This window comes from Pantoea sp. XAF26B01_ASV70, assembly GCF_054512635.1.
Window position 1 is genome coordinate 1,032,421 of sequence record NZ_CM137251.1, and the last position, 15,043, is coordinate 1,047,463.

Sequence of the window (15,043 nt, forward strand, 5' to 3'; positions counted from 1 at the left end):
TTTTTAACGAGAGGTGGGGACAAGCAGATGCTGCAGGATGCGACTGCCGAAGTAAGCCATGGTTAACAGCACCGCACCGCTGCAGTTAAACCAGACGACGCGGCGACCACGCCAGCCTTCATGATAGTGCCCCCAGAGCAAAACGATATAAACAAACCACGCGATGATAGAGAGCACGGCTTTATCGACGTTTTCTGCGCTGAAGAGATCCTGCATATAGAACAGACCGGTGCAGAGCACCAGCGTCAACAGCACGACGCCCACCTGGGTGATGTGAAACATCTTACGTTCAATGGTCAGCAGCGGCGGCATATCCTGTGTGAACGCCAGTCGCTTGTTTTTTAACTGGTAATCGATCCACGCCAGCTGCAGTGCATAGAGCGCGGCAATAATCAGCGTCGCGTAGGCGAACAGCGACAGGCCGATATGGATCATCATGCCTGGCGTGGTTTCCAGATGGGTGATGAACGCATTGGGCACAAAAGTGGCGAAGGCCAGATTGATCAGCGCGAAGCTGTAAACAATCGGCAGCAGCAGCCAGCCACGGTTGCGTGACGCCACAATGGTCATGATGGCGCAAATCAACAGGCTGACCAGCGAGCCTATGTTGAGCAGGCTTAAATTCTGTCCGCTATCAACAGCAAATATGCGTTGCTGCAAGGCCACCGCGTGTGTCACCAGCGCCACACAGGCAGAGAGCATCGCCATTCGCCGCCAGCCGCCGTTACGTTTCAACAGGCTGGGAATGATCAGGGCAAGACTTAAGGAGTAGGCGAATAGCGCCACTATCGCGAAAACGAACATAGATCCTTTCAGGTTCAGTCAGATAAGGAAAAAGGCAGTATAGCGCCAGCCGAAGCAGGCTCCAAACGATCTGAGGGGCAATTGCAGAGATCGCTGAGGCTTCGTGTTATAATCCGCCGCATTCTGCCGATCAGGCGCCTCGCGATCTTTTTTTTAGTGAGAGACCATGTTTGATAATTTAACCGATCGTTTGTCGCAAACCCTGCGAAACATCAGCGGCCGCGGAAGGCTGACTGAAGAGAACATCAAAGAGACCCTGCGTGAAGTGCGCATGGCACTGCTTGAGGCTGACGTTGCGCTGCCGGTGGTGCGTGACTTCATCAACCGTGTGAAAGAGAGCGCGGTCGGCCATGATGTGAATAAAAGCCTGACTCCGGGTCAGGAGTTTATCAAAATCGTTCGTAACGAGCTGGTTACGGCGATGGGTGCAGAGAACAATGCACTCGACCTGGCTGCTCAGCCGCCAGCCGTGGTGCTGATGGCGGGTCTGCAGGGTGCCGGTAAAACGACCAGCGTCGCTAAGCTGGGTAAGTTCCTGCGTGAGAAGCACAAAAAGAAAGTCTTAGTGGTTTCTGCCGACGTCTATCGTCCGGCGGCAATCAAACAGCTGGAAACGCTGGCACAGCAGGTGGGCGTGGATTTCTGCCCATCCGATCTCAGCCAGAAGCCGGTCGATATCGTTAACAATGCGCTGCGTGAAGCTCGCCTGAAGTTCTACGATGTACTGCTGGTGGATACCGCCGGTCGTCTGCACGTTGACGAAGCGATGATGGACGAAATCAAACAGGTTCATGCCGCGATCAATCCGGTAGAAACGCTGTTTGTGGTCGATGCCATGACCGGTCAGGATGCGGCAAACACGGCTAAAGCTTTTAATGAAGCACTACCGCTGACCGGTGTTATCCTGACCAAAGTCGATGGTGATGCACGAGGCGGTGCGGCGCTGTCGATTCGTCATATCACCGGTAAGCCGATTAAATTTATGGGTGTCGGTGAAAAAACCGATGCACTTGAGCCGTTCTATCCGGAGCGTATTGCTTCGCGTATCCTCGGCATGGGTGACGTGCTGTCACTGATCGAAGATATCGAAAGCAAGGTTGACCGCGATCAGGCTGAGAAACTGGCTAAGAAGCTGAAAACCGGCGACGGTTTTGATCTCAACGACTTCCTTGAGCAGCTGAAGCAGATGCGCAACATGGGCGGCATGGCCAGCCTGATGGGCAAACTGCCCGGTATGGGACAGTTGCCTGACAATGTGAAGTCACAGATGGATGACAAAGTGCTGGTGCGCATGGAAGCGATCATCAACTCGATGACACGCAAAGAGCGTGAAAAACCAGAGATCATCAAAGGCTCACGCAAGCGCCGCATTGCGACCGGCTCCGGTATGCAGGTGCAGGACGTTAACCGCTTATTGAAGCAGTTTGACGATATGCAGCGTATGATGAAGAAAATGAAGAAGGGCGGTATGGCGAAAATGATGCGCGGCATGAAGGGTATGATGCCGCCAGGTTTTCCTGGCCGCTAAAGCGTTCCACAAAAAAGCCCGAAATGGCACGGTTTAGGTTGCTTTTTTCGCCAAAATGAGTAAAATTTTCGGGCTTTTTATACAGCACCCGGACCCCGTTCCTCGATGGGGGCCGGGTGTTTTATTAACTGAAGAGGATGTTATGGTAACAATTCGTTTGGCACGTCACGGCGCTAAAAAGCGTCCGTTCTATCAGGTCGTCGTCACTGACAGCCGCAATGCACGCAACGGTCGTTTTATCGAGCGCGTTGGTTTCTTCAACCCGATCGCATCTGGTCAGGCTGAAGGTCTGCGTCTTGATCTGGATCGTATCGAGCACTGGGTTGGCCAGGGCGCAACGCTTTCTGATCGCGTTAACGCGCTGGTCAAAGAAGCTAAGAAAGCAGCTTAATCTGTCACGGTGGTGAGCATGAGCAGACAAATTGCCGCACAGCCTCCTGTTAACCCGATTGTATTGGGTAAGATGGGAGCCGCCTACGGTATTCGCGGCTGGCTCAAAGTGTTTTCCTCCACTGAAGACGCTGAAAGCATCTTCAACTACCAACCCTGGTTCATCCAGCGCGCCGGTAAATGGCAGCAGGTCGAACTGGACGGTTGGAAGCACCACAATCAGGACCTGATCATCAAAGTCAAAGGCATTGAAGATCGGGATGCGGCGGCTCAGTTAACCAATTGCGAAATTCAGGTTGACTCGACGCAGTTGCCATCGCTGGAAGAGGGCGACTACTACTGGAAAGACCTTATGGGCTGCCAGGTAGTTAACCTTGAAGGCTACGAGATGGGTAAAGTCATCGATATGATGGAAACCGGCTCGAACGACGTTCTCGTCGTTAAGGCAAACCTGAAGGATGCATTCGGTGCTCAGGAGCGGTTAATTCCGTTTCTTGATGAACAGGTTATCAGGAAAGTCGATCTCTCTACTGGCATCATTGAGGTAGATTGGGATCCTGGTTTTTGATCTCCGAATCGAACGGTAACGTAACGGCGAATACAATGTGGATTGGTGTTATTAGCCTGTTTCCAGAAATGTTTCGCGCTATTACCGATTACGGGGTAACTGGCCGGGCTGTAAAAAACGGTCTGCTCAGCATTCAGAGCTGGAGTCCTCGTGACTTCACGCACGACCGGCACCGTACCGTGGATGATCGTCCTTACGGCGGCGGACCGGGAATGCTGATGATGGTACAACCCTTACGGGATGCCATCTCCGCAGCGAAAGCAGCGGCAGGTGATGGGGCCAGGGTGATATATCTTTCACCTCAGGGTCGCAAACTGGACCAACAGGGCGTTTGCGAACTGGCGGCACGGGACAAGTTAATTCTGGTCTGTGGCCGTTATGAAGGGATTGATGAGCGCGTAATTCAGACCGAAATTGATGAAGAATGGTCAATCGGTGATTACGTTCTCAGCGGCGGGGAACTGCCAGCGATGACGATGATTGACGCAGTCGCCCGGTTTATTCCTGGCGTGCTCGGCAAGCAGGCGTCAGCCGATGAGGATTCTTTCTCGGAAGGTTTGCTGGATTGTCCGCACTATACCCGACCTGAAGTGTTAGACGGCGTGGAGGTCCCGGCAGTATTACTGTCAGGCAACCATGCTGATATCCGCCGCTGGCGTCTGAAGCAGTCGCTAGGCCGTACCTGGCTGAGAAGACCTGAACTTCTGGAAAACCTGGCTCTGACTGAAGAGCAAGCAAGGTTGCTGAATGAGTTCCAGCGGGAATCTCAGCAGCAACAAAACGATGATGTGGAAGAGTAAGCTCTTCCCCGACTATCAGTTTACCCAGGATATGAGATTTAATTATGAGCAACATTATCAAGCAAATTGAACAAGAGCAGATGAAACAGGACGTACCTTCCTTCCGCCCGGGTGATTCCGTGGAAGTGAAAGTATGGGTCGTTGAAGGTTCTAAAAAACGTCTGCAGGCATTCGAGGGCGTGGTTATCGCTATCCGTAACCGCGGTCTGCACTCTGCATTCACTGTTCGCAAAATTTCTAACGGCGAAGGCGTTGAGCGTGTATTCCAGACTCATTCACCTGTAATTGACAGCATCGCTGTTAAACGTCGTGGCGCTGTGCGTAAAGCCAAACTGTACTACCTGCGTGAGCGTACTGGTAAGTCTGCTCGTATTAAAGAGCGTCTTAACTAAGGTATCGCTAACGCGACATCTAAAAGTTAATAGCAAACAAGGGGTTGGCATCTGCCAGCCCCTTTTTTATGTCACAGTCAACCTTACTGCCTGCAGTTAACCGTCGTCCGGCCGCTGAAAATGATAAATCGCGGTATTAACCGGCCCTTCCTCTAAGACGATCAGGCCATAGCGACAGCCAATGAACTGACCACCGCACTTCTCAGCCACGCCCCGACTGGCCAGGTTATCCTCTGCTGCCAGAATCTCAATCACCCGGGTCTCTGGGCGTGAAAACCCCAGCGGCAGCAACGCGGCCACCGCGCGGCTGGCGATTCCCTGACGCTGTGCATCACTGCGAACCCAGTAGCCAATTGCGCTGGTGTCACCCGGATGACGGGCAAAGCGTATTCCTGCGCCCCCCAGCAGCTGGTCATGCTGATCAACGATGGCAAACTCTTCCGCTTCCTCTTTCATCCGTTGCCAGTGGGTAAAGCGGATCCAGCTTTCTGCTTCATGAGGCTGATAATCGTGATGCGCCCAGACCATCCATGGGATAAGGCTATCCAGCGAGGCATTAACCGCAGTGGTAAACGCAGATACGTCGCTGAGCTCAAAAGGTCGCAGATAAATATTTTGTGGTGATGGGTACATAACTCTCTCAGCGCGAACAGAATGATTCTTTTATTCTGCCTGTGGGTAGAAGAAAGGCAATAACCTTAAATGTAAACTTATTTGTACAATTGTCTTTGGTTTTTTGTGATTGAGGTTTTTAATATATGCATGATTTTATTGTTTATTTTAAGTATATTTCGCACCCTTCTTCATCCGTGGTAATAAAAGTGTACATATAATATTGCGCTATGTATTGCCTGTGATACAGTATTTGCATTCCTCAGTGAGGAGTCCATGACTGCCAATACGAGCCAAAGGATCGCCATCATGCAAAAAGACGCGCTGAACAATGTGCATATCGCCGGTGAACAGGTATTAATCACGCCTGAAGAGCTGAAAGCGAAGTTTCCACTGACCACTGAACAGCAGGATCAGGTCGCGGCGTCGCGCCAGACCATCTCTGACATTATTGCCGGCCGCGATCCGCGTCTGCTGGTAGTGTGCGGACCCTGCTCAATTCACGATACCGAAGTGGCACTGGACTATGCTCGTCGTCTGCAAACCCTTTCCGAAGAGCTGAAAGATCAGCTCTTTATCGTGATGCGCGTCTATTTTGAAAAACCTCGTACCACCGTCGGCTGGAAAGGGCTGATCAACGATCCTTTCATGGATAACTCGTTTGATATGGAAGCGGGTCTGCACATTGCGCGCCAGCTGCTGGTGAACCTGGTTGAAATGGGTTTGCCTCTGGCCACTGAAGCGCTGGATCCCAATAGTCCGCAATATCTGGGCGACCTGTTCAGCTGGTCTGCCATTGGCGCCCGTACCACTGAATCGCAGACGCACCGTGAAATGGCCTCGGGCCTGTCGATGCCGGTAGGCTTTAAAAATGGCACCGATGGCAGTCTGGGAACGGCAATCAACGCCATGCGTGCAGCCGCAATGCCACACCGTTTTGTCGGGATTAATCAGGCCGGTCAGGTCTGCCTGCTGCAGACTCAGGGCAATCCGGATGGTCACGTGATCCTGCGTGGCGGCAAAGCGCCGAACTACGGTCCTGAAGATGTCGCGCAGTGTGAAAAAGAGATGCTCAAGGCGGGACTGCGTCCAGCCTTAATGATAGATTGCAGCCATGGTAATTCGAACAAAGACTACAGCCGTCAGCCTGGCGTAGCGGAATCCGCTATTGCGCAGATCAAAGACGGGAACCGTTCAATCATTGGTTTGATGCTGGAAAGCCATATCAATGAAGGTAACCAGTCTTCTGAGCAGCCACGCAGCGAAATGAAGTATGGCGTTTCCGTAACCGATGCATGCATCAACTGGGAAGTGACCGAAACGTTGCTGCGTGAAATGCATCAGGATCTGCAGGGAGTGCTGTCGGCGCGTCTGTCACAAGAGGTGTAAGAGCAATGGTGGCTGAACTGACCGCGTTACGCGATCAAATTGACAGTGTTGATAAAGCGTTGCTGGATCTGCTGGCTAAGCGACTGGAACTGGTGGCCGAAGTAGGTGAAGTGAAGAGCCGTTACGGCCTGCCTATTTATGTGCCTGAGCGTGAAGCGACGATGCTGGCTTCCCGTCGTAAAGAGGCCGAAGCGCTCGGCGTCCCACCGGATCTGATTGAGGATGTGCTGCGTCGCGTGATGCGGGAATCCTATACCAGCGAGAATGACAAAGGCTTTAAAACCCTCTGTCCTGAACTGCGCCCGGTGGTGATTGTCGGTGGTAAGGGCCAGATGGGCCGGCTGTTTGAAAAAATGCTCGGGCTATCAGGCTACACGGTTAAAACGCTGGATAAAGAGGACTGGCCTCAGGCTGAGACTCTGCTCAGCGATGCCGGAATGGTGATCATTAGCGTGCCGATTCACCTGACCGAGCAGGTGATTGCCCAACTGCCACCACTGCCGGAAGATTGTATTCTGGTCGATCTGGCGTCGGTCAAAAACCGGCCTCTGCAGGCAATGCTGGCTGCCCATAACGGGCCTGTGCTGGGTCTGCATCCGATGTTTGGCCCGGACAGCGGCAGCCTGGCAAAACAGGTGGTGGTCTGGTGTGATGGAAGACAACCGGAAGCGTATCAGTGGTTCCTGGAGCAGATTCAGGTCTGGGGTGCGCGTCTGCATCGTATCAGCGCTGTTGAGCATGACCAGAACATGGCATTCATTCAGGCGCTGCGTCACTTTGCTACCTTCGCTTATGGTCTGCATTTAGCCGAAGAGAACGTCAATCTGGATCAGCTGCTGGCGCTCTCGTCGCCCATTTACCGGCTTGAACTGGCGATGGTGGGGCGGTTGTTCGCTCAGGATCCGCAACTCTATGCGGATATCATCATGTCTTCAGAGAGTAATCTGGCGCTGATAAAACGCTATTACCAGCGGTTTGGTGAAGCGATTGCGCTGCTGGAGCAGGGCGACAAGCAGGCGTTTATCGCCAGCTTTAACCGGGTTGAACAGTGGTTTGGCGATCACGCAAAACGCTTCCTGGTCGAAAGCCGAAGCCTGTTGCGATCGGCCAATGACAGCCGCCCATAAATGACAGCCATCCATCAATGAAAAAGGCATCCAGTTGGATGCCTTTTTTCTTCTTTTTATTCGCCAGGTTCAGCGGGAACCACATTTTCGCTGGGGTAACAGCCCAGTACCTTCAGAGAGCGGGTCATGGTCTGTAATTCCTGCAGCGCCTGCTGCATCCGCTCTGATTGCAGGTTGCCCTGCACATCAATGTAAAACATCTCTTCCCACGGATTACCATTAATCGGGCGGGACTCCAGCTTGCTCATAATCAGGTTGTGCTGACGCAGTACCAGCAGCGCGTCGACCAGCGCACCCGCCTGCTGGCCGGTTGCCATAATCAGCGTGGTTTTCGCTGGCACCTGGTCAGAAACCTCGATTGCTTTGCGGGCCAGCACGATAAAGCGGGTGTGGTTCTGCTGCTGATTCGCCAGATTACGTTCCAGCACCTGCAACTGATAGAGTTCGCCGCCGGCCTCACTGCCCAGCGCCGCCACCTTAGGTGAGTTGAGCGCAGCCACTTTCTCCATCGCTGCCGCGGTACTCTCGGTGTATTCGATTTTCCAGTGCGGGAAACGATTAATAAACTGGCTGCACTGCTGGAACGGTTGAGGATGGCTGTAAACCGTCTCAATCTGCTGAAGATCGGTGGGGCCATTCACCAATACGCAATGGTCGATAGGCAATGTCAGCTCGCCCACGATTGAGAGGCTGGTCTGTTGCAGCAGATCGTAGACATCGTTGATCGAGCCTGAACTGGTATTCTCAATCGGCATCACGGCGTAATCAGCCACGCCATTTTCGACCTGTTTGATGATGTCGTGAAACTTCAGGCAGCCACATTCCACCATGCTATCGAAATGGCGCGACGCGTAGTTGCGTGCTGCAAGATGCGAGTAAGAGCCTTTCGGGCCCAGGAAGGCGATACGGGCGGCATGCGCATGGGGATGGTTGAGGTTTTTTTGCAGCAGCGCTTGCTGAGTCAGCACGGAATCTTCAATTACCAGCTGGAACAGACGGGTGATGTAGTGCGCATCCAGGTTGTGTGCCTTACCCAGTACGATGAGATTCTCCAGTAGCGCGCGTTCGCGCTCCACATCCCGAATCGGGCGATGCGTCGCCAGTTTCGCTTGTGCAACTTCCACTGCCAGCAAACGACGCTCGGCCAGCAGCGTCAGAAGTTTTTTATCCACGGCGCTGATTTTATCGCGTAGCGCCAGCAATGGATTATCGGGATTCATAGGGCTCACCTGTATGCTATCCAAAAAAAAAGCCTCCCGGTTGGGAGGCTTCGGTGTTCGTCTTCGCTTTCATTTTCACACGACGAATGGCCTCCCGTTCAGGGGAAGGTAAAAAAGAAAGCGAAGAAAAACAGATCAGGTTTCATGGTAATGTCCGAAAAGAGAGTGACCTGAGAGTAACCGTACTGCTTAAAAGCTGTCAATAAAAAACGCGCCCGGAGGCGCGTTAAGAAACAGCGTTAAGAAAATCAGGACTCTTCGTCGGCGGGAATGATGTCTTTCACGCTGGCACTGGCGCGGCGTGCTTCAGACTTGTGCTGAACTTTATTCAGCTGACGCTCGAGCTTGGCAATCAAATCGTTGATAGCGGTATACATATCATCGTGCTTGGCGCTGGCCACCAGAGTCCCGTTAGGTGTGTTAATAGTGGCGTCAGCCACGAATTCTTTGGGCTCTTTGGAAAGGACAATATGTGGATTAATCAGGTCGGTTTGCCATTTTTCGAGCTTGGCGAGACGGTCTTCAACATGGCTTCGGATTGCCGGAGTGATGTCCATTTGTTTACTGGTAATGTTCAGAATCATCGTTCTTACCTCTCTGTCATTTCCGTCTTGGTCTTCTCAGCATAGCGCGAAAAAGCGTTCAATGTGGGATTTCGATCACGAAAAAATGTCACTTTTTGTCAGTCACAACATTCTGTGAGAAAGGCAGAGAAACTGGCCGAAATGGCTTGAAGCGAAACGATTAACACGGCATGCTTGATGAGTTAGCTCGCTGAGAACAGATCCAAATCTGACTGTTCTGTGAGCAAAAAAAAGCAGCCCTGAGAGGCTGCTTTTTTTATGGCTGGAAATCTGTCTGACTATCAGCTTTTGTTAGCTGCAATGATTTTCGCCACTTTATCGGCTTCAGCGTTCAGCTGCAGATTGCGGTAAGCATTCTCCATCAGCGGCAGGGCATCGTGTGTTGCCTGCGTATCCGGATAATCGCGCATCATACCTTCGACACGGTTAACAACCGCGACATAAGCCTCACGCTTAGTATAGAATTGCGCCACTGACAGCTCATATTTAGCCAGACGGTCTTTCAGATAGACCAGGCGTTTCTGAGCATCAGCCGCATACTGGCTGTTCGGGTAACTCCGCAGCAGCTGAGAGAAGTCGCGGAAAGCATCACGAGCGTGCGTCGGATCGCGGTCAGAACGATCAATACCAAAGAAGCCCTGCAGCGCGGAGTCATCCAGCGCCATGTCCGTCAGACCTTTCATATAGATGACATAGTCAATGTTCGGATGCGTGGGGTTCAGACGCATAAAGCGAGCAATGGCAGCCTGCGCCAGGGGCAGATCGGCATTTTTATAGTACGCGTAGATTAAATCCAGCTGCACCTGCTGCGAATAAGGACCGAACGGATAACGATTATCCAGCGCTTCCAGTTGCTTAATCGCAGCTTTAAAGTTACCGTCCTGCAGCTTTTGCTGCGCTGTAGCATAGATTTCAGAAGGCGGGCTGTCCGGTACCGCGTCATTTGAGCCGGAACAACCAACAAGTGCCAGGCTCAGTGTGGCAGCAGCCACCAGATGTTTCATACGCGTCATGACGAAGTGATTATCCTCAAATGTTATGGCGGAAGCTGTCCGTATAGCTCCCGGTAATGACCAGGTACGATAGCACATTATATTAAACGGCATCGCCGTGAAAACCCAACGTTAACGAAGAAGCTGTATATGGCACAACAAGTTCAACTCACCGCAACGGTATCCGAATCACAACTCGGACAACGCTTAGATCAGACTTTGGCGGAATTGTTCCCTGATTATTCACGTTCTCGCATAAAAGAGTGGATCCTCGATCGTCGCGTTACTGTAAACGGCGTCATGGTCGATACACCCAAAGAAAAAGTGCTGGGCGGCGAGCTGGTCGCGATTGACGCTGAGATCGAGGAGGCGCAGCGCTGGGAACCGCAGAATCTGCCACTCGACATCGTTTATGAAGATGAAGACATTATTGTCATCAACAAACCACGCGACTTCGTGGTTCACCCTGGCGCCGGTAATCCGGATGGCACGGTATTAAACGCCTTACTTCATCACTATCCGGCGATTATGGATGTGCCGCGCGCGGGCATCGTACACCGCCTGGATAAAGACACCACCGGTTTAATGGTGGTCGCGAAAACCGTTCCGGCTCAGACGCATCTGGTGGACTCGCTGCAGCGTCGCGAAATCACCCGCGAATATGAAGCGGTTGCGATTGGCAACATGACTGCGGGCGGCACCGTTGAGCAGCCTATCAGCCGTCACTCAACCAAACGCACCCACATGGCGGTACACCCAATGGGTAAACCGGCGGTCACGCATTACCGCATCATGGAGCACTTCCGGGCCCATACCCGTCTGCGCCTGCGTCTGGAAACCGGTCGTACTCACCAGATCCGTGTGCATATGTCTCACATCAGCCATCCGCTGGTGGGCGATCCGCTTTACGGTGGCCGTCCGCGTCCACCAAAAGGCGCGTCAGAGGCATTTATTACTACGCTGCGCGGTTTCGATCGTCAGGCACTGCACGCCACGATGTTGCGCCTCTATCACCCCATCAGCGGTATTGAAATGGAATTCCATGCTGCGCTTCCGCAGGACATGGTTGATTTAATCGCGGCGTTAAAAGCAGACACTGAAGAATTTAAAGACCAGTTGAATTGGTGATGAATCTGATTACTCCTCATTGGCCCGCTCCGTCACGCGTTCGGGCCTGCTCGACGCAGCGACAGGGCGGCATCAGCACATCGCCCTGGGATGCACTGAATCTTGGCGGGCATGTGGGGGATAATCCGGATGCGGTGGCGCGTAACCGGCAGTTGCTGTTGGAAGAGGCGGGTTTGCCTGCCATGCCGCAGTGGCTGGATCAGGTTCATGGCACTGAGGCTGTGCGTCTGACTGCAGGGGGAAGTACGCCATTACGTGCTGATGCCTGTATTACCGATCAGCCCGGCGTCGTCTGCGCCATCATGACCGCTGACTGTCTTCCGGTCCTGTTCTGTTCGCAGGATGGCACGGAAGTGGCGGCGGCACATGCAGGCTGGCGCGGACTTTGTGCGGGTGTACTGGAAAATACGCTGGCGCAGTTTCGTTCGCCACCTGATCAGATTCATGCCTGGCTTGGACCGGCAATCGGACCTGATGCGTTTGAGGTCGGCGAAGAAGTCCGTCAGGCCTTTATGGCTCAGGATCCCAGGGCTGTGCAGGCTTTCCGTCCATCAGGTGACCGCTTTTACGCCGACATCGACCTGCTGGCGCAGATGCGACTACAGGCAGCGGGCGTGAATTCAGTCAGCGCCAGCAGCCGTTGTACCTTTACGCAGCGCGACGATTTCTTCTCTTTCCGCCGCGATGGGATCACCGGGCGTATGGCAACTTTGATCTGGCTGTTATAACCTTACGCCATAAGACGGTCCAGTTAGCGTATTTTTTACTCAAATCTCAGGTCATTAACCTTGAAATTTTGAGGGATGACCTCATTTAATCTCCAGTAGCATTTTGACCTGTAATGGGAGGAATTATGCGTCTGGATCGTCTTACTAACAAATTTCAACTGGCTCTCGCCGACGCGCAGTCCCTCGCTCTGGGACACGACAATCAATTCATTGAACCTCTGCATCTGATGAGCGCATTGCTCAAACAGGAAGGCGGATCGGTTTCACCTTTACTGACTTCGGCCGGTGTCGACGTTACGCCATTTCGCGCTCAGGTTGAGCAGGCTATTGATCGCCTGCCACAAGTTGAAGGCAGCGAAGGCGATGTACAACCCTCATCTGACCTCGTCCGGGTATTAAACCTGTGCGACAAGCTGGCGCAGAAGCGCAACGATAACTTTATTTCATCCGAATTATTTGTTCTGGCCGCGCTGGAATCGCGGGGCTCACTGGCCGATCTGCTCAAAGCAGCGGGCGCAACGCGCGAAAAAATCACCAGTGCGATTGAACAGATGCGGGGAGGAGACAACGTGAACGATCAGGGGGCTGAAGATCAGCGCCAGGCTTTAAAAAAATACACTATCGACCTGACCGAGCGGGCAGAGAAGGGCAAACTCGACCCGGTCATCGGTCGTGACGAAGAGATTCGCCGCACCATCCAGGTTCTGCAGCGCCGTACCAAAAACAACCCGGTACTGATTGGTGAACCTGGCGTGGGTAAAACCGCGATTGTCGAAGGGCTGGCGCAGCGCATCATCAATGGTGAAGTGCCTGAGGGTCTGAAAGGACGTCGGGTACTGGCACTGGATATGGGTGCGCTGGTGGCCGGGGCGAAATATCGCGGTGAATTCGAAGAGCGTCTGAAAGGCGTACTGAGTGACCTGTCGAAACAGGAAGGCAACGTCATTCTGTTTATCGACGAGCTGCACACCATGGTGGGAGCCGGTAAAGCGGACGGTGCGATGGACGCCGGCAATATGCTTAAACCTGCGCTGGCGCGTGGTGAACTGCACTGTGTGGGTGCCACTACGCTTGATGAGTATCGCCAGTACATTGAAAAAGATGCCGCGCTGGAGCGTCGTTTCCAGAAAGTCTTTGTGGCTGAGCCGAGTGTGGAAGATACCATCGCCATTCTGCGTGGTCTGAAAGAGCGTTATGAACTGCATCACCATGTGCAAATCACTGACCCGGCGATTGTCGCGGCGGCGACCCTGTCTCATCGTTATATTGCTGACCGGCAGCTGCCGGATAAAGCGATTGACCTGATCGATGAGGCAGCTTCCAGCATTCGTATGCAGATGGACTCGAAGCCGGAGTCACTGGATCGCCTTGAGCGCCGTATCATTCAGCTGAAGCTGGAGCAGCAGGCGCTGAAGAAAGAGGCGGACGATGCCAGTATCAAGCGTCTTGAAATGCTGGAAACCGAGCTCAACCAGAAAGAGCGCGAATACGCCGAGCTGGAAGATGAGTGGAAGACAGAGAAAGCCTCGCTGTCCGGCACGCAGAACATCAAAGCGGAACTTGAGCAGGCGCGTCTGAATTTAGAGCAGGCACGTCGCCAGGGTGACCTCGCTCAGATGTCAGAGCTGCAGTACGGTAAAATTCCGGCACTGGAAAAACAGTTAGCCGCAGCGACTCAGGCGGAAGGCAAGACCATGAAGTTACTGCGTAACCGGGTAACCGATGTGGAGATTGCCGATGTGCTGGCACGCTGGACCGGTATCCCTGTCGCACGAATGATGGAAGGTGAGCGCGATAAGTTACTGCGCATGGAGCAGGACTTACATGGCCGGGTTATCGGACAGGATGAAGCGGTTGAGGCGGTATCGAATGCTATTCGCCGTAGTCGCGCAGGCCTTTCTGATCCAAACCGGCCTATCGGTTCCTTCCTGTTCCTGGGGCCAACCGGGGTCGGTAAGACGGAGTTGTGTAAAGCGCTGGCTAACTTCCTGTTCGACAGTGACGATGCGATGGTTCGTATCGACATGTCCGAATTTATGGAAAAACACTCAGTATCACGGCTGGTGGGTGCACCTCCGGGTTATGTCGGCTATGAAGAGGGCGGTTATCTGACCGAAGCTGTGCGCCGTCGGCCTTATTCGGTCATCCTGCTGGATGAAGTAGAGAAAGCGCATCCTGATGTCTTTAACATTCTGCTGCAGGTGCTGGATGATGGGCGTCTGACGGATGGGCAGGGCCGGACGGTCGATTTCCGTAACAGCGTGGTGATTATGACCTCTAACCTGGGATCAGATTTAATCCAGGAGCGGTTCGGCAATCTCAGCTACCCGGAAATGAAAGATATCGTGATGGGTGTGGTCGGACAGCATTTCCGTCCTGAGTTCGTCAACCGTATTGATGAGGTGGTGGTGTTCCATCCGCTGGCTGAGAAACATATTGCGTCCATTGCGCAGATTCAGCTGCAGCGGCTGTACAAACGTCTGGATGAACGGGGTTATCAGCTGCACATCTCTGATGATGCGATCAAACTGCTGGCGGAGAACGGATATGATCCAGTCTACGGTGCACGTCCGCTGAAACGTGCGATACAGCAGCAGATCGAGAACCCGCTGGCTCAGCAGATCCTTGCCGGTTCGCTGGTGCCAGGCAAAACCATCGAAATGGATGTGGAGAACAACATCATTACTGCACATCAGTAAGGGTGTGGAATGAAAAACGGGCCTCTGGCCCGTTTTTTTTGCCCTTTTGAGGGATTTTTGCTTATTTAATACTCCTTTTGAG

16 protein-coding genes and 1 other annotated feature are annotated in these 15,043 nt (G+C 53.1%); of the genes, 10 read left to right on the top strand and 6 right to left on the bottom strand.

The annotated features are described in order from the left end of the window. Positions 1-3 precede the first annotated feature (3 nt). Complete coding sequence (locus ACX8ZY_RS05015; RefSeq protein ID WP_010248489.1) at positions 4-804, bottom strand: cytochrome C assembly family protein; 801 nt, start codon at positions 802-804, stop codon at positions 4-6. Positions 805-970: 166 nt separating this feature from the next. Here ACX8ZY_RS05015 and ffh point away from each other — a divergent pair, with 166 nt between their 5' ends. The 5 genes from ffh (at position 971) to rplS (ending at position 4,482) form a co-directional block, all read left to right on the top strand. Continuing rightward, on the top strand, positions 971-2,332 hold the full coding sequence (gene ffh, locus ACX8ZY_RS05020; RefSeq protein WP_010248486.1) for a signal recognition particle protein: 1,362 nt from the start codon (positions 971-973) through the stop codon (positions 2,330-2,332). Positions 2,333-2,474: 142 nt separating this feature from the next. Next, entirely contained in the window at positions 2,475-2,723 is a 249-nt protein-coding gene (gene rpsP, locus ACX8ZY_RS05025; RefSeq protein WP_003849041.1) for a 30S ribosomal protein S16, read from the top strand. Positions 2,724-2,741: 18 nt separating this feature from the next. Further along, positions 2,742-3,290, top strand: a complete 549-nt coding sequence (rimM, locus tag ACX8ZY_RS05030; protein WP_010248480.1) for a ribosome maturation factor RimM — start codon at positions 2,742-2,744, stop codon at positions 3,288-3,290. 35 nt (positions 3,291-3,325) lie between these two features. Then, positions 3,326-4,090, top strand: coding sequence for a tRNA (guanosine(37)-N1)-methyltransferase TrmD (trmD, locus tag ACX8ZY_RS05035; protein ID WP_010248477.1), 765 nt, complete (start codon positions 3,326-3,328; stop codon positions 4,088-4,090). Between the two features lie 44 nt (positions 4,091-4,134). Continuing rightward, positions 4,135-4,482, top strand: coding sequence for a 50S ribosomal protein L19 (gene rplS, locus ACX8ZY_RS05040; RefSeq protein WP_003849035.1), 348 nt, complete (start codon positions 4,135-4,137; stop codon positions 4,480-4,482). A 96-nt stretch (positions 4,483-4,578) separates the two neighbouring features. Here the strand turns inward: rplS and ACX8ZY_RS05045 are convergent, their stop codons facing one another. Beyond that, entirely contained in the window at positions 4,579-5,115 is a 537-nt protein-coding gene (locus ACX8ZY_RS05045) for a GNAT family N-acetyltransferase (protein ID WP_010248470.1), read from the bottom strand. 288 nt (positions 5,116-5,403) lie between these two features. On the opposite strand from ACX8ZY_RS05045, the gene ACX8ZY_RS05050 reads away from it, so the two are divergent. Both ACX8ZY_RS05050 and tyrA read left to right on the top strand, forming a co-directional pair. Further along, on the top strand, positions 5,404-6,483 hold the full coding sequence (locus ACX8ZY_RS05050) for a 3-deoxy-7-phosphoheptulonate synthase (RefSeq protein WP_010248468.1): 1,080 nt from the start codon (positions 5,404-5,406) through the stop codon (positions 6,481-6,483). A gap of 5 nt (positions 6,484-6,488) precedes the next feature. Next, the gene (gene tyrA, locus ACX8ZY_RS05055; RefSeq protein ID WP_033758683.1) at positions 6,489-7,610 is read left to right on the top strand and encodes a bifunctional chorismate mutase/prephenate dehydrogenase; all 1,122 of its coding nucleotides are present in this window, start codon (positions 6,489-6,491) and stop codon (positions 7,608-7,610) included. A 56-nt stretch (positions 7,611-7,666) separates the two neighbouring features. Here the strand turns inward: tyrA and pheA are convergent, their stop codons facing one another. From pheA to bamD, 4 genes are all read right to left on the bottom strand, one after another. Beyond that, positions 7,667-8,830, bottom strand: coding sequence for a bifunctional chorismate mutase/prephenate dehydratase (gene pheA / locus ACX8ZY_RS05060; protein WP_010248448.1), 1,164 nt, complete (start codon positions 8,828-8,830; stop codon positions 7,667-7,669). Between the two features lie 22 nt (positions 8,831-8,852). Beyond that, positions 8,853-8,977, bottom strand: a sequence feature (Phe leader region). Beyond that, the gene (gene pheL / locus ACX8ZY_RS05065) at positions 8,929-8,976 is read right to left on the bottom strand and encodes a pheA operon leader peptide PheL (protein ID WP_193555295.1); all 48 of its coding nucleotides are present in this window, start codon (positions 8,974-8,976) and stop codon (positions 8,929-8,931) included. Its footprint overlaps the feature before it by 48 nt. Before the next feature lie 101 nt (positions 8,978-9,078). Next, positions 9,079-9,414, bottom strand: a complete 336-nt coding sequence (gene raiA, locus ACX8ZY_RS05070) for a ribosome-associated translation inhibitor RaiA (protein ID WP_003849030.1) — start codon at positions 9,412-9,414, stop codon at positions 9,079-9,081. 281 nt (positions 9,415-9,695) lie between these two features. Continuing rightward, the gene (bamD, locus tag ACX8ZY_RS05075) at positions 9,696-10,427 is read right to left on the bottom strand and encodes an outer membrane protein assembly factor BamD (RefSeq protein WP_010248444.1); all 732 of its coding nucleotides are present in this window, start codon (positions 10,425-10,427) and stop codon (positions 9,696-9,698) included. A gap of 129 nt (positions 10,428-10,556) precedes the next feature. On the opposite strand from bamD, the gene rluD reads away from it, so the two are divergent. From rluD to clpB, 3 genes are all read left to right on the top strand, one after another. Then, complete coding sequence (gene rluD, locus ACX8ZY_RS05080) at positions 10,557-11,534, top strand: 23S rRNA pseudouridine(1911/1915/1917) synthase RluD (protein ID WP_010248442.1); 978 nt, start codon at positions 10,557-10,559, stop codon at positions 11,532-11,534. After that, complete coding sequence (yfiH, locus tag ACX8ZY_RS05085) at positions 11,534-12,262, top strand: purine nucleoside phosphorylase YfiH (RefSeq protein ID WP_425021283.1); 729 nt, start codon at positions 11,534-11,536, stop codon at positions 12,260-12,262. Before rluD ends, yfiH begins: the two co-directional genes overlap by 1 nt. A 113-nt stretch (positions 12,263-12,375) precedes the next feature. Next, complete coding sequence (gene clpB / locus ACX8ZY_RS05090; protein WP_029519628.1) at positions 12,376-14,961, top strand: ATP-dependent chaperone ClpB; 2,586 nt, start codon at positions 12,376-12,378, stop codon at positions 14,959-14,961. Positions 14,962-15,043 lie beyond the last annotated feature (82 nt).

Coding starts and splice junctions, on each gene's coding strand:
- rpsP (WP_003849041.1), top strand. CDS start 2,475: ATGGTAACAATTCGTTTGGCACGTCACGGCGCTAAAAAGCGTCCGTTC.
- bamD (WP_010248444.1), bottom strand. CDS start 10,427: ATGACGCGTATGAAACATCTGGTGGCTGCTGCCACACTGAGCCTGGCA.
- yfiH (WP_425021283.1), top strand. CDS start 11,534: ATGAATCTGATTACTCCTCATTGGCCCGCTCCGTCACGCGTTCGGGCC.
- ffh (WP_010248486.1), top strand. CDS start 971: ATGTTTGATAATTTAACCGATCGTTTGTCGCAAACCCTGCGAAACATC.
- ACX8ZY_RS05045 (WP_010248470.1), bottom strand. CDS start 5,115: ATGTACCCATCACCACAAAATATTTATCTGCGACCTTTTGAGCTCAGC.
- ACX8ZY_RS05050 (WP_010248468.1), top strand. CDS start 5,404: ATGCAAAAAGACGCGCTGAACAATGTGCATATCGCCGGTGAACAGGTA.
- trmD (WP_010248477.1), top strand. CDS start 3,326: ATGTGGATTGGTGTTATTAGCCTGTTTCCAGAAATGTTTCGCGCTATT.
- raiA (WP_003849030.1), bottom strand. CDS start 9,414: ATGATTCTGAACATTACCAGTAAACAAATGGACATCACTCCGGCAATC.
- tyrA (WP_033758683.1), top strand. CDS start 6,489: ATGGTGGCTGAACTGACCGCGTTACGCGATCAAATTGACAGTGTTGAT.
- rimM (WP_010248480.1), top strand. CDS start 2,742: ATGAGCAGACAAATTGCCGCACAGCCTCCTGTTAACCCGATTGTATTG.
- clpB (WP_029519628.1), top strand. CDS start 12,376: ATGGGAGGAATTATGCGTCTGGATCGTCTTACTAACAAATTTCAACTG.
- pheA (WP_010248448.1), bottom strand. CDS start 8,830: ATGAATCCCGATAATCCATTGCTGGCGCTACGCGATAAAATCAGCGCC.
- rluD (WP_010248442.1), top strand. CDS start 10,557: ATGGCACAACAAGTTCAACTCACCGCAACGGTATCCGAATCACAACTC.
- ACX8ZY_RS05015 (WP_010248489.1), bottom strand. CDS start 804: ATGTTCGTTTTCGCGATAGTGGCGCTATTCGCCTACTCCTTAAGTCTT.
- rplS (WP_003849035.1), top strand. CDS start 4,135: ATGAGCAACATTATCAAGCAAATTGAACAAGAGCAGATGAAACAGGAC.